Consider the following 15,476-nt stretch of genomic DNA (forward strand, 5'->3'; position numbering starts at 1 on the left):
ATTTTTAATAGTGTTTTTGTGTATATATTTACTCTACATAAACACAACTATAATGAAAAAAATTAACGCATTCTTTTTTGTAATACTTTCTGTATGTATTACTTACGGCCAAGCCCCTTCAGGCTATTATTCATCCGCTTCAGGAAATGGCTACACACTAAAAACTCAATTATACAATATTATTAAAAACCATAATAATAGAGGTTATAGTGGACTTTGGACAACATACAATACATCAGATAGAGATCATCAAAACGAAAATGACAATACCATTTTCGATTTATACTCAGAAGTTCAGAATGGCTCAGATCCCTATAACTTCACATACGGTTCTAATCAATGCGGAACCTATTCCATAGAAGGAAATTGTTATAATAGAGAACACATGATTCCGCAATCTGTTTTCAACTCTGCTTCTCCAATGGTTGCAGATGCTCATTTTATAACACCTACAGATGGAAAAGTAAATGGTATTCGTTCTAATTATCCTCACGGAGATGTTGCATCAGCATCTATAACAACTAGAAATGGAAGCAAATTAGGCTCAAGTGCCGTTTCTGGATATTCTGGAACTGTTTTCGAACCTGTAGATGCTTTTAAAGGAGACATAGCACGCATGTATTTTTATTTTGCGACACGCTATCAAAATACTGTAGCAAATTACAATTACGATATGTTTAATAATAACAGTACACAGGTTTTTACAACTCCTTTCCTAAATATGCTTTTAGCATGGCATGCACAAGACCCTGTTAGCGCAAGGGAAATTGAAAGAAATAATGCTATTTATGCTAGACAAGGAAATAGAAATCCATATATCGACAATCCAAACTATGTCAATTTAATTTGGGGCGGAACTTCTGGAGGAGACAATACAGGAGGAGGAAACAATTCGGGTACTAAGAGCGATTTATATCTTTCTGAATATGTTGAAGGTTCATCAAACAACAAGGCTTTAGAAATCAAAAATGAAACTGGAAATAATATCAATTTATCTTCCTATTCTGTAAAAAAACAAACGAATGGATCAGGTTCATGGAGTTCAGGGTTAAATTTATCAGGTACATTAAACAATAATGGAAAATTTGTAATTGTGAACAGTTCGATATCTTCTTCGTGTTACAATAAAAGCAATGCAAACATTTCAACTAGTGCTACAGAAATGGCATTTAATGGAAATGACCCTATTGGTCTTTTCAAAAATGGTGTATTAATTGATATTATTGGAAACTACAACGGTGGGGCATCAAATTTTGCTTCTGAGGTAACAATTAGACGAAAATCAACTGCAACTGTACCAAAAACGACTTATAATAGTTCAGATTGGAATACCTTTGCTTCGAATACTTGTAGTGATTTAGGAAACAAAACAACACAAGAAAACGTTGATTCAACTATTAAATTCAGGGCATTTCCAAATCCAAATAATGGAAATTTCAGTATTTCAGTAGAAAACATAGACGCTACTACTTTAGTTGAAATACATTCAATACTAGGTCAGAAAGTATATTCAAAAACTATTCAAAATGATAGCCAAATTGAGATTAATAGTCTTTCAAAAGGTATTTATTATATCAGAGTCTCTAATACTGTTTTTAATAAAGTTTCAAAAGTAATAATCGAATAAAAAACTTCATAAAATACTTAAAAATCCTATCCTTCTACAATGATAGGATTTTTTTGTTACTAAGTTTGATATTTATGCTTTGAACTTCAATTTTTTTAAAATAAATTTGCACTATAAACAACAACACCCGAGGCGAAACGAATTGTTTGAAGCGCAACGGAATAAAACAACACAACACAATGATTCATTTTTTCGGAAACGAAACCGCTACTCTATTTGCTGTTCAGTCTCAAAATGAACTTTCAGTAGAAACTGTATCAAAATTAAATTGGCTTTTTAACGCTTCACTTATTGTAGACAATCAAAATAAAGTTCAGGCATCTATCGATGCTTTTTTTGTTGGTCCTAGAGCAGCTATGATAACACCTTGGAGTACTAATGCTGTCGAGATTACTCAGAATATGGGAATTGAAGACATCATTAGAATTGAAGAGTTTGAAAAAGTAACAGAAGGTTATTTAGATTTTGATCCGATGTTATCCCAAAAATATTCTAAATTAAATCAAGATATTTTTGCAATAAATGTATCACCTGAAGCGATTTTAGAAATTGATGATATTGCATCATACAATCAAACAGAAGGTTTAGCATTAAATGATGAAGAAATTGACTATTTAAATAATTTAGCTACTAAAATTGGTAGAAAACTGACCGATTCTGAAGTATTTGCTTTTTCACAAGCCAATTCAGAACACTGTCGTCATAAAATTTTCAACGGAACATTTGTAATTGATGGTAAAGAAAAAGAAACTTCTCTATTCAAATTAATCAAAAAAACATCCTCTGAAAATCCTAACGATATCGTTTCGGCTTATAAAGATAATGTAGCATTTGTAAAAGGACCAGTTGTAGAACAGTTCGCACCAAAATCAGCTGATAAACCTGATTTTTATGAGAAAAAGGACTTCGAATCCGTACTTTCTTTAAAAGCTGAAACCCATAATTTCCCAACAACCGTTGAGCCTTTCAATGGAGCAGCAACGGGTTCAGGTGGAGAAATTCGTGATCGTTTAGCTGGCGGACAAGGTTCTTTACCTTTAGCAGGAACTGCAGTATATATGACTTCCTATTCGCGTTTAACGAATAATAGAGCCTACGAAAACGGAATGCCAGAAAGAAAATGGTTGTATCAAACGCCAATGGATATTTTAATCAAAGCTTCAAACGGAGCATCTGATTTTGGAAATAAATTTGGGCAACCGTTAATTACAGGTTCAATTTTAACTTTCGAACATGAAGAAGAAGCTCGCAAATTAGGTTACGATAAAGTAATCATGCAAGCCGGTGGAATTGGTTACGGAAAATTAGATCAAGCGATTAAAAAGAAACCACAAATAGGAGACAAAATTGTTATTCTAGGTGGTGAAAACTATAGAATTGGAATGGGTGGCGCTGCTGTTTCTTCAGCAGATACTGGTGCATTTAGTTCCGGTATAGAATTAAACGCTATCCAACGTTCGAATCCAGAAATGCAAAAACGTACTGCTAATGCTATTCGTGGATTAGTAGAAAGCGACGAAAATCCTATTGTTTCTATTCACGATCATGGTGCGGGTGGACATTTAAATTGTTTATCTGAACTTGTTGAAGAAACAGGTGGTTTAATCGATTTGGATAAATTACCTGTGGGTGACCCAACGTTATCTGCTAAAGAAATTATCGGTAACGAATCACAAGAAAGAATGGGATTAGTTATTGGTAAAAAAGATATCGATACACTTCAAAGGATTGCTGACAGAGAACGTGCTCCTATGTACCAAGTAGGTGATGTTACGGGTGATCATCGTTTTACGTTCGAAAGCAAAACTACAGGTGCAAAACCAATGGATTACGCTTTGGAAGATTTCTTCGGAAGTTCTCCTAAAACCATCATGACCGATAAAACGATTGATAGAAATTATTCAGAAATTGCTTATTCACAAGAAAATATACCTAGCTATTTAGAAGAAATTCTAAAATTAGAAGCTGTGGCTTGTAAAGATTGGTTAACAAATAAAGTAGACCGTTGTGTAGGTGGAAAAGTTGCTAAACAACAATGTGCTGGTCCATTACAATTGCCATTAAACAATGTTGGTGTAATGGCTTTAGATTATAACGGAAAAGAAGGAATTGCTACTTCAATTGGCCACTCACCTATTTCGGCTTTAATTGATCCAAAAGCAGGAAGTAGAAATGCTATTGCAGAAGCGTTATCGAATATCGTTTTTGCTCCTTTAAAAGACAATTTAAAATCGGTTTCTTTGTCTGCCAATTGGATGTGGCCTTGTAAAAACGAAGGAGAAGATGCTCGTTTGTATAAAGCTGTGGAAGCTTGTTCGGAATTTGCTATCGAATTAGGAATCAATATTCCAACAGGGAAAGATTCGCTTTCTATGAAACAAAAATATCCTAATGAAGAAGTCATTTCTCCAGGTACTGTAATCATTTCTGCTGCTGGAAACTGTAATGATATTACTAAAGTCGTAGAACCTGTTTTCCAAAAAGACAAAGGTTCAGTGTACTATATAAATTTATCTCAAGATGCTTTTAAATTGGGAGGAAGTTCCTTCGCTCAAACCCAAAATAAAATTGGTACTGAAACACCAACGATAAAAGATAGTGCTTTCTTTAAAAAAGCATTTAATACGATCCAAGAAGCGATTAAAGCCAATTTAATAGTTGCTGGACATGATATAGGAAGTGGTGGTTTAATTACTACTTTATTAGAAATGTGTTTTGCCGATGTAAATATTGGAGTAACTTTAGATTTTAGTTCGTTTACCGAAAAAGACTTAGTTAAAATTCTTTTCGCTGAAAATATTGCAATTGTTTTACAAGCTAAAGACGATACTATTTTCGAAAAAGCATTTGAAGGAATTGAAGTATTCAAATTAGGAAAAGTTACTAATAGCAGCACTTTAGACCTTGGACTTTTAACTTTTGACATTAACAAATACAGAGAACAGTGGTTTGAAACCTCTTTCCTACTCGATCAAAAACAAACCAAAAACGGAAAATCGCTAGAGCGTTTTGAAAACTTCGCTTACCAACCGTTAAACTATACTTTCCCAACACAATTTACAGGTGAAATTGCTTCGTTTCCAAAAGATAACCGACCAAAAGCAGCCATTATTCGTGAAAAAGGAAGTAATTCGGAGCGTGAAATGGCAAATGCCATGTATTTAGCTGGTTTTGATGTAAAAGACGTTCACATGACCGATTTAATTTCGGGTCGTGAAACTTTAGAAGACATTCAGTTCATTGGAGCTGTTGGAGGGTTCTCTAATTCAGATGTATTAGGAAGTGCTAAAGGTTGGGCTGGAGCGTTTTTATATAATGAAAAAGCCAACACTGCTTTGAAAAACTTCTTCAAAAGAGAAGACACTTTATCCGTTGGAATTTGTAACGGTTGCCAGTTGATGATGGAATTGGAATTAATCAATCCGGACCATGAAGTACATGGAAAAATGCAGCATAACGATTCGCACAAACACGAAAGCAACTTTACTTCGGTAACGATACAAGAGAACAATTCGGTGATGTTAAAAACCTTAGCTGGAAGTACATTAGGGGTTTGGATTTCTCATGGAGAAGGAAAATTCAATTTACCTTACACTGAAGACAAATACAATATTGTTGCCAAATATGGTTACGAAAGTTACCCAGCCAATCCAAATGGCTCTGACTTTAACACAGCAATGATGTGCGACACCACTGGAAGACATTTAGTAATGATGCCACACATTGAACGTTCTACTTTCCCTTGGAACTGGGCACACTATCCAAAAGACAGAAACGATCAAGTTTCTCCTTGGATTGAAGCTTTTGTTAATGCAAGAGAATGGATTGAAAAAAAATAATAAATTCTTTTAAATAATATACAAAAACAGCCTCAGATTCTATATTAGAGGCTGTTTTGTTTTGGGAAATTTTTTATATTTACTTTTAAAATTAAAAACATGAATCGATATAAGTTTCATCACAAAGTTCTATCATTCTTATGCGAAAAATATTTAGCTTATAATAAAGATGATTCACTACAATTTTCTTACACTTCATTAGAAATATCTAAGCAATTAAATATTAACCATTTAAAAACTGAAATAATTCTCTTCGACTTAAAAGAAGATAAAAGCATTAATTATAATAAAACAAAAGGTTTCTACATTGAAGATGGAGCTGGAATTAGCAAGCAAAAATCTAATTTTTACAAATTCAAACATAAAGAACATAAAATTTCAAAAACAAAAGAACTTTTAGCCTTCATTGTTTCAATATTAGCTATTATTTCATTTTGTATTTCTACATATATAAATTTTAAAAAATGAAAATACAACTCAGTCTATACAAAAACGATTTTTTAGAATATCAATTATATACAGATTCAAAGAATAAAAGAATCAGCAAAAAGAAGCGTAATACATGGTTAATGCTTACTTCTTCTTTTCTTTTATTTGCTGTAATTACTTTCTATTATCATGATAAGCAACATAGTTATTTACTTTTTATTATTACTATAATAACATTCCTTTTTTTCCCTTTTTATCAAAGAAAACAATATAAAACTCATTATTCTAAACATATTGAAGAAAATTATTATAATCGTTTTGGGCAAGAATCAACTTTAAACTTTGAAGAGGAATATATCACTTCTAATGATGCTAATTTTGAAACTAAAATGAATTATACAGCATTTGAAGAATTAAACGAAATAAAAGACTATTATTTTATTAAATTAAAAACGGGAGGAAGTCTAATAATACCAAAAAACAAATTGACGAATTCAGAAGAATTCCATCTAGAAATAAATAAAATCGCTGATAAATTCAACTGGAAGAAAAATGTGGAATTAGATTGGAAATGGAAATAAAATGAAAAACCTACTTCAATCAATCACCCTACTCTATTCTATTTTTGCTTTTAGTCAAAACATTTCTGAAATCAATGCAAACCTTAAAATTTCAGATAGTTTAACAAATCAAAAAGAAATTAGAATTTATAAAAAAGAGGGCACTACAAATTATAGCGAACTCCTTCATTTGTATTTTGAAAATGAAAAATGGGAAGCAGTGCAATATAAATACTATACTTCTACTAATTTCAAAAGTCCGACAAAAATTCAGAAAATATTACTGAAAACCGATGAAGATTTAGAACTAGCTTGGATTCAAATTTTGGCTACTAATATTGAGTTTTTACCCAATCAATCTGAAATTGAATACAAACTTCGAGGAAAATTAGAAATCGACAGATTAACTAATGGAGAATATGAGTATTCCTATAAAAAGACCTTGGCTATTGATGGAACAAACTATTTAGTCATGGTTAAAAACTATAATAAACGAAACAAAGTAACATTCGATAATCCAGAAAGATATTTAAAATTATATCCAAACGTAGATGAACTTATCGATTTTTGTAATCTATTAAAAATAATAAATAGTACATTTTCTACTTCAAAAACGCCTAACTTAAAATATTAAAATATTATTTTCTAAATTTGAGCTAACAAACAATAATCAATATGAAAAAAATATTTTTAGCTTGCAGTTTCATTTATTTAGGAGCTTCATGTAATTCAGAAAAAGAATCCAAACCTACAAAACAACACGAAATAATTGGTACTTGGAGACTTTTAACTGGTGTAACTGTCGAAAACAAAGACACTACATTGGTTGATTATACAAAAGGGCAAGAATTAATAAAAATCATCACTCCTACTCATTTCTCATTTTTAAGACATGATCTAAACAATGGAAAAGATTCAACAGCAACATTTGTAGCTGGTGGTGGAAAAGCAAAAATAACATCAGACAAATATACCGAATATCTTGAATATTGTAATTATAGAGATTGGGAAGGTGGAACTTTTGAATTTGATTACAGCATTAAAAATGACACATTAATTATAAAAGGGATAGAAAAGATTGAAAAACTAGGTGTTAATCACTTAAATATAGAAACTTACATAAAAGAGAAATAATCACAATTCGGTGTTAAAAAAAACAAAAATTGTAACATTTATAGCTTAGAATAGTCAAATATTGTAAATACACACTACAACATCGTAGTCTGTTTTTTATTTATTACATAATCATCAATCATTCTAAAAGCTTAAAATTTACATTTTATGAAAACAAAAAATCTAATCATTTTACTACTTATGAGTATCACCACACAAGCCCAACAATTTGTTGGAGACTGGAAAGGAGAACTAGACGTTCAAGGAATGAAATTGGAAATCATATTCCATATTGCACAAAAAGACAATGTATATACTTCAACGATGGACGTACCTATGCAAGGTGCTTCAGGAGTTGCTATAGACAAAACTGAGGTCAACAACAATGCTATCACGTTAAAAGCTCAACAAATGGGAATTGAGTTTGGTGGAGCCTTTAAAAATGGACAAATTGTTGGAGAATTCCGTCAAGGAGGTATGAACCTTCCTCTAACACTATCTTCTTTCGAAAACAAACTACCTGGAAATACGGCTTTACCTTCTTCTAAGCAAGAATTAGATATGCTAAAAGCCTATGATAAAGGAAATTTCAGCTATTCGGTTTCCGATTATTTCGCAAAACCAAAAGCATCAGGATTTCAACTTTCACCTAACGGAAAATACATGTCGTATCGTGAGAAAGATGAAAACAACAAACGTCATGTATATGTTAAAGAATTAGCTACTGGAAACATAAAGAAAGTAATTGAAGAAAAAGAAGAACTACTTCGCGGTTATGGTTGGATAAATGACGAACGTTTATTCTTTTCTATGGATAAAGGTGGTGATGAAAATTACCATATATATGGTGTTAATATTGATGGTAATAATCTAAAAGACCTTACTCCTTTTGATGGTGTACAAGCAAGTATTGATAATATTTTAAAAGAACAAAAAGATTACATTATTGTTTCAATGAACAAAAACAATAAGCAAGTCTTCGAACCTTTCAAACTGAATATCGTTACTGGAGAATTAGTCCAACTGTATAAGAATGAAGATGTAGCAAATCCTATTCAAGGTTATGAGTTTGACAAAGATGGAAACCTTAGAGGCTTTAGTAAGCTAGCCAATGGTGTTCAAAATGAAATGTACTATAAAGACAATAAAACAGGAGAATTTAATTTACTTTTAACTACTAATTGGGATGATACCTTTAGTATAATAAGTTTCAATTATGCTTCGAAAAACAAAGACGAAGCCTACGTTTTAACTAATTTAGATAGTGACAAAACTCGCGTTGTTTTATACGATTTAGCTGCAAAGAAAGTCCTTAAAGAAATATTCTCGAACCCTACATTCGATGTAAACGGATTAAAGTTAGCAAGAAAGAGAAACTACGAAATTGATAATTTCTCTTATGAAGGAGAAAAATATGAAATCATACCTGTAAGTAAACTATACAAAGATATTTACGGTCAAATGAAGAAAGAATTCCCAAATAAAGAAGCTTATATTGTTGATTATGATGACAATGAAACGCAGTTTTTAGTTGTAGTTCAAAGTGATAAATTATATGGTACATATTACCAATATGATGCTAAAACAAAGAAATTTAAATTATTATATGATTTAATGCCACAGTTAAAAGAAGCTGATATGGCAGAAATGAGACCTATACAATTTAAAAGTAGAGATGGAAAAACGATTTATGGTTACATCACTTTACCAAAAGAAGCTTTACAAGGTAAAAAAGTACCCTTAATTGTAAATCCACATGGTGGACCACAAGGCGTAAGAGATTCATGGGGTTTTAATCCAGAAACACAACTATTCGCTAGTCGTGGATATGCTACTCTACAAGTTAATTTTAGAATATCTGGTGGTTATGGAAAAGAGTTTTTGCAAGCTGGTTTCAAGCAAATAGGTAGAAAATTAATGGATGATGTGGAAGATGGTGTGGCATATGCTATTGAGCAAGGTTGGGTAGACAAAGATAAAATCGCTATTTATGGAGGAAGTCATGGTGGTTATGCTACTCTAATGGGCTTAGTAAAAACTCCCGATTTATATGCTTGTGGTGTAAACTATGTTGGAGTATCTAATATTTTTACCTTCTTCGATTCTTTTCCAGAATATTGGAAACCTTACAAAGAAATTGTAAAACAAATTTGGTATGATTTAGATAATCCAGAAGAAGCTGCAATTGCTAAAGAAGTTTCACCTGTATTCCAAATTAACAAAATCAAAAAACCACTGTTTGTAATTCAAGGTGCTAATGATCCTCGTGTAAATATTTCAGAATCCGATCAAATTGTAACTGGATTGAGAGCCAAAGGATTTGAAGTACCTTATATGGTAAAGTATGATGAAGGACATGGTTTTGGTAAAGAAGAAAATTCAATTGATATGTATGAAGCTACTTTAGGTTTCTTAGCTAAAAACCTAAAGAAATAAAGAGCAACAATTTAAAAATACACTAAGGCAGTTTCTTAATTGAAATTGCCTTTTTTAGTGTCAAAAAATTACATTCCATATACTGTTGATTTTTAAAGTTATGCTTATATTTCGGAAAAATAACAACAATGAAAAAAACAATCTTTATAACTACAATTTTAACCCTTTTCATGTCTTGCAACAAAGTAAAAGAGACAACAAAAGAAACAATTAACAAAACAGGAGAAACTGTTGGGAAATCGGCTACAGAATTTTTTGATGGTGTATCAGATGGCGTTGAAAAAACACTAGAATGCGAGATTACATTGAGTTCTCAACTTATTGAAAAAGGCTTAAAAACTGGAAAGTATGAAGTTAAAAGTAATTTAAATAATGGAAAAGACAATGTATTAGTTTTATACTTAATTTTCGATAAAGACATTGACCAAACATTGTATTTAAAAGCATTCGATAAGAAAAATGTCGAAATTGGAAGAAGTAAATTAGAAGTCACTGGTAAAAAAGGAGAAGCTGAGTATTTTGATTTTCAATTTAACGATAGAACAGATATAGAATCAAAAAGCAAAATTAGTATTGAATAAACTTAAGAAAAATGAAAATAAAAGAAAACAAAGTAATTGATAGTTTAAAATAATAAACAATACTAGAAGCTTAAAGGTTACTGTTCCAAGATTTTTTTTTATCATTTTTGATACAACCATTGTGCAAGAAGAACAAAAATATACAATAATCTTACACTTCTAAATTTAACTTAAACACAAATTCTTAGAAAAAATAAAAGAGTTGTAATATAAAAATTACAACTCTTTTTATTTTACAGAAAATCTTAATTAGTTCTTAATAAACTTCTTAACTACACTTCCATCAATAGTTTTAACATTAATAAAATAAACACCCGAATTTAAATCAGAAACATTCATTTCTACATTCGTGTTATTCGCTTTATTATCTTTTACAATTCTACCATTAATATCTGTAACAGTAATCGATTGTAATTCAAAATCAGGAGATGAAATATTTAATACATCATTTACAGGATTAGGATAGATTGAAATATTCGCAGAAGACGAATTAAAATCATTAGTTGATAAATTTGTATCTAATGTAATCGTATCTAAAAATAAAAATGTTTCAGTAGCACCTACAGCAGAATTATTATGAATTCCAAAGTAATAAATACCAGGAGTTGGAGCAGTAAATGTTGCTGTATGAGTAACATAACTAGCATCACTATTATTTGTAAAAGACTGAACTATTGTAGCCTGACCTGCAGCAGATTGTGAATCACCAACAGTTAAATCAAAAGCCATTGGAGAAACTGTTGCTGTTGAGTATAATCTTGTTTTAAAAGATACCGTTACAACTTCACCAGAAGCTAATTCCATACCTCTAAAATACCCTCTTCTATCAGACTGTGCTGTTGTACTATTAAATGTATATATCGCTACTCCTGCACCACCATCTGCATAATTAGCAGGTGTTGTTGTACCAGTAGAATTAAACGTAGCAAATTGACCTGCAAATCCATCAGTATAATTATTTGCAGCTGATTCAAAATCATTAGAATAAGGCAATCCTACTGGAAGATACCCATAAAAAGGTCCTGCCCATGTACTTTTATCAGATGGACCACAATTACCTCTTACATAATATCTAAAATTAGTCGATGCCGGAATAGATGCAATGTTTGCTGTTGAATATGCTAACGCTCCTGAAGCCGCAGTTATCATTGTACCATACTCTACTGGTGTAGAAAAATCATTACTCCAATCTACATCATAATTTGCTGGTTGTGGACTAGCTTGATCCCAATATAAATTAGCTTCAGTTGTTGACACATATTCAGGTAAATAAAAATCAGCTGGAGCTGGTGCAAAACAAGTTGCTGGTGTAAATGTTAAATCAAAAGAATGATTATCATCCTCCCAATTATTATCCCATAAAATATAATATGCTGTTCCTGCAGTAACTGCCACATTAGTAATAGCAGATCTATAATTTGATCCAGAAACATCATCATTAGAAGAAACACAAGTCCAAGGACCTGCACAAGAACCTGTTAAAAGGCTTAATCTAGTATCTGCACCTGCAACATTAGCTGCAATATCAGAAGTAACTGTTAATATTCCAGAAAGAGATGGAGTATATCTAAACCATCTTGCATGTGGAGTTGCGCTATCATTACCTGCAAAACAAACTGTTTCAGAAGGATAGGTCCCCATAGTTAAATCACCGATAGAATAAGTCCCGTTAGCAGAAATAACTGTTGGTGCTGCACAAGTAGTACCCCCTTGTCCAAAAGAATTAAAACCAATAGCCAATAAGCTAAGTAGTAGTGTTTTTTTCATAATTTATTATTATTTTTTGTTAGTTTGTGGTAAATATAATCAAAAAATAAAATAATCATAAAAAAATAGCCAAAAAAACTTACTTTTAACATATATTTAATATAAACGGCAAATAATAATATTGCCGTCTATATTTAAAATTTAATCAATTAATTTTTCACAAATTTCTTAACTGACTTACCTTTTTCAGTATGAATATTTATAAAGTAAATTCCAGAATTCAATTCAGAAACATTAATTTCTGTTCTATTTTTACCAACAGAAGTAAATTCTTTAATAATTCTTCCATTTGTATCTAAAATCTCGGCTTTTTCAATATTAAACTCACTACCTATATTTAAAATAGAATTTACAGGATTTGGATACAATTTAAAGTCGGCTTTTTCAAAATTTGAAGAACTTAATGTTCCTCCAGTTATTTGAACATCATCAATTGCTAATCTGTATTGATTTGCTGTAGAAAAGCAATTAAATCCTAAATAATAATCACCTGTTATTGAAGGTGTAAAACTTAAATCAGCTTGAGTCCAAGTTTGAAGTGTTATTCCACTATAAGTTTGTAATGTATTTGTTTGAGCTGCAACAATTTTATCATTACCAATTGTTACTTTAAAATTTTCTGGATATGCTGTTGCACCATCTGCAGTTTTGTATTTAAACTTAATTGAATAACTTGTACCTGCTGTTAAATATAAACGTCTTGAAAATAACCATGCATTAGCAGCATTAGTTGTATGATAATTATATCCTGCATAAGCTGTACCTTCTGCTGCTGCAGGTATTGGTGCTGCTTGAGTATATATTCCCCAATTATTTCCAGTACCAGCATTTAATAAAGACCAATCTTGACTTGTTTCAAAACCATAAGAGTAAGGTGGTATTGCAGCTGAAAATACTGTTGTAAAATTATACGGCCCAGCCCATATGCTTTCATTTGGTGCAGTACACGATTTTTTAATGTAATAACTATAATTAGTACCCGAATTTAAACTTGTTAATGTATATGGAGATGAAATTGAATTATATGTTACCCCAGTACCTAATGAAAAACCTGTAACACCATATTGAATTGAAAAATTAGCTCCAGTACCTGTCCATGATACATTTGCACCAGTTTCAGTAATTAATGATGTTGTAACACCATTCGGTGAAGCACAAACCACATTCTTTCCTAAAAATGTTTGAGGTCTCCAATTTGAGTCTGTTAAAGTAGTTTGTAGAGCAGTTGTACTTTGAGCACTTTTCAACCCATTTGTTAAAGTTGTACTACAAGATGCTACATTACCTGTTGTTGCAACAGTACCTGATGCATTTTGATAATCAAATGCAATATAAAGTCCTCCACCAGTATATGTAAAAGCAGATCCACCAGCAAACATATGATTTAACTGACCCACTGATGCTGGAATAGTAAGTGTACTATTACTGACAGTAGTCATACCAGTAATTGCTGTAGCCCAAGTATTCGATTTTAAATTTGTTGCATCAGTAGTATTTTGCATATACACTGTATAATTACCTGTAGTAGCAACATTTTGAGCTGTTGAATAACTAAAGCCTATTGCATTAATTACATCTCCATTTATCAAACCAGATGCAGTTACTTCTGTGGCAGTAATCAAATATACAGTTCTGGAATAACGTTGTAGACCTTGAGGTGCTCTTGAATTACCCGAAGTTGAGCCATTGCTTAAGAGTGCATTATAAAATTGAGTCTCTTGTGAGTGAGAAAAAAAACTAACAAAAGTTAGCAATAATAGTAATAATTTTTTCATTTTTTTCATTTTTAGTTTAGACAAATCTATACTAAAAAACATTGCGAAATATCTAAAAATTAATACTACACAAAGATTTATTCTTTAAACAAAAAAGAGGCAATAAAGAGCCTCTTTTATATTTTAAAATCAGTAAAACGTTAAAAAAACAATAATTTTTTAACAAAAATTACTTATTTTAACATTAATAATTTACATTTATTACAAATAAGTCTTAGAGAATAAATAAAAATCCGCGAGTACTATTGCTGCCATCGCTTCAACAATAGGTACAGCTCTAGGAACAACACATGGATCATGTCTTCCTTTTCCTTGTTGTTCAATAATATTACCTTTATTGTCTAATACTTCTTGTTTTTGTAAAAGTGTAGCTACTGGTTTAAACGCTACCTTGAAATAAATATCCATTCCATTACTAATCCCTCCTTGAATTCCTCCAGAAAGATTTGTTTTAGTAGATCCATCTGTGTTGAAAGAATCATTATGGTCACTTCCTTTCATTTTAGCTCCTTCAAACCCACTACCATATTCAAATCCCTTTACTGCATTAATAGAAAGCATAGCTTTACCTAATTCTGCGTGTAATTTATCAAAAACAGGTTCTCCTAATCCAATAGGAACATTTTGAATAACACAACTAACAACACCACCAACAGTGTCTCCTTGTTTTTTTATCTCTTTTATATGGGCTTCCATTTCTAGAGCTAAATCCAAATCAGGACATCGAACAGCGTTATTCTCTATTTGAGATAAATCTAATTCTTGATAGTTTTTATCTAACTCAATAACACCTACAGCAGAAACATAAGCACTTATTTTTATGTTTGGTATTACCTGCTTGGCAATTGCACCAGCTACAACCCTACTTGCAGTTTCCCTAGCAGAACTTCTTCCACCACCTCTATAATCCCTAATTCCATATTTTTTTTCATACACATAATCTGCATGACTTGGTCTATATGTATCTTTTATATGCGAATAATCGTCCGATTTCTGGTTTGTATTTGGGACAATAAAACCGATTGGAGTACCCGTTGTTTTTCCCTGAAAAATACCAGATAAAAACTGAACTTCATCTTCCTCTTTACGCTGTGTAACTATCGAAGATTGTCCTGGTTTTCTCCTTTGCATTTCCTTTCTTATCGCATCAATATCTAATTCTATTCCAGCTGGACAACCATCGATAATACCTCCTAATGCTTCTCCATGAGACTCTCCAAATGTTGAAAGTTTAAATAATGTCCCAAATGTATTTCCTGCCATACTATTTAATTCCTAATTGTTTTACGATTGAGAACTCATATTATTCTCTTTAAATTTACTGGCAAATTTAACTAATAAATACAAAC

11 protein-coding genes are annotated in these 15,476 nt (G+C 31.4%); 8 read left to right on the forward strand and 3 right to left on the reverse strand.

Going from position 1 to position 15,476, the window contains the following annotated elements; translation table 11 throughout:
- Nucleotides 1–52: 52 nt before the first annotated feature.
- The 8 genes from L2Z92_RS17735 (at nt 53) to L2Z92_RS17770 (ending at nt 10,585) form a co-directional block, all read left to right on the forward strand.
- Entirely contained in the window at nt 53–1,627 is a 1,575-nt protein-coding gene (locus L2Z92_RS17735; protein WP_236455948.1) for an endonuclease, read from the forward strand.
- A gap of 179 nt (nt 1,628–1,806) precedes the next feature.
- The gene (purL, locus tag L2Z92_RS17740) at nt 1,807–5,466 is read left to right on the forward strand and encodes a phosphoribosylformylglycinamidine synthase (protein WP_236455950.1); all 3,660 of its coding nucleotides are present in this window, start codon (nt 1,807–1,809) and stop codon (nt 5,464–5,466) included.
- A gap of 99 nt (nt 5,467–5,565) precedes the next feature.
- Complete coding sequence (locus L2Z92_RS17745; RefSeq protein WP_236455952.1) at nt 5,566–5,934, forward strand: hypothetical protein; 369 nt, start codon at nt 5,566–5,568, stop codon at nt 5,932–5,934.
- Complete coding sequence (locus L2Z92_RS17750; protein WP_236455954.1) at nt 5,931–6,476, forward strand: YcxB family protein; 546 nt, start codon at nt 5,931–5,933, stop codon at nt 6,474–6,476. Before L2Z92_RS17745 ends, L2Z92_RS17750 begins: the two co-directional genes overlap by 4 nt.
- A gap of 1 nt (nt 6,477) precedes the next feature.
- Nucleotides 6,478–7,089 carry a hypothetical protein gene (locus tag L2Z92_RS17755; protein WP_236455956.1) on the forward strand — a complete coding sequence of 204 codons (612 nt, stop codon included), beginning with the start codon at nt 6,478–6,480 and terminating at the stop codon, nt 7,087–7,089.
- 41 nt (nt 7,090–7,130) lie between these two features.
- On the forward strand, nt 7,131–7,589 hold the full coding sequence (locus tag L2Z92_RS17760) for a lipocalin-like domain-containing protein (protein WP_236455958.1): 459 nt from the start codon (nt 7,131–7,133) through the stop codon (nt 7,587–7,589).
- Between the two features lie 147 nt (nt 7,590–7,736).
- Nucleotides 7,737–10,004 (forward strand): S9 family peptidase, encoded by a 2,268-nt coding sequence (locus tag L2Z92_RS17765; RefSeq protein ID WP_236455959.1) that lies wholly within the window; start codon nt 7,737–7,739, stop codon nt 10,002–10,004.
- Nucleotides 10,005–10,132: 128 nt separating this feature from the next.
- Nucleotides 10,133–10,585: a hypothetical protein gene (locus L2Z92_RS17770; RefSeq protein WP_236455960.1), complete on the forward strand. Its 453-nt coding sequence runs from the start codon at nt 10,133–10,135 to the stop codon at nt 10,583–10,585.
- Between the two features lie 249 nt (nt 10,586–10,834).
- Here the strand turns inward: L2Z92_RS17770 and L2Z92_RS17775 are convergent, their stop codons facing one another.
- From L2Z92_RS17775 to aroC, 3 genes are all read right to left on the reverse strand, one after another.
- On the reverse strand, nt 10,835–12,352 hold the full coding sequence (locus tag L2Z92_RS17775; RefSeq protein WP_236455961.1) for a T9SS type A sorting domain-containing protein: 1,518 nt from the start codon (nt 12,350–12,352) through the stop codon (nt 10,835–10,837).
- Nucleotides 12,353–12,501: 149 nt separating this feature from the next.
- A complete protein-coding gene (locus tag L2Z92_RS17780; protein WP_236455962.1) occupies nt 12,502–14,127 on the reverse strand; it encodes a T9SS type A sorting domain-containing protein in 1,626 nt (541 codons plus the stop codon).
- A 201-nt stretch (nt 14,128–14,328) separates the two neighbouring features.
- On the reverse strand, nt 14,329–15,390 hold the full coding sequence (aroC, locus tag L2Z92_RS17785) for a chorismate synthase (protein WP_236455963.1): 1,062 nt from the start codon (nt 15,388–15,390) through the stop codon (nt 14,329–14,331).
- Between the last annotated feature and the right edge of the window lie 86 nt (nt 15,391–15,476).

This window comes from Flavobacterium jumunjinense (assembly GCF_021650975.2).
Taxonomy (GTDB): Bacteria; Bacteroidota; Bacteroidia; order Flavobacteriales; family Flavobacteriaceae; genus Flavobacterium; species Flavobacterium jumunjinense.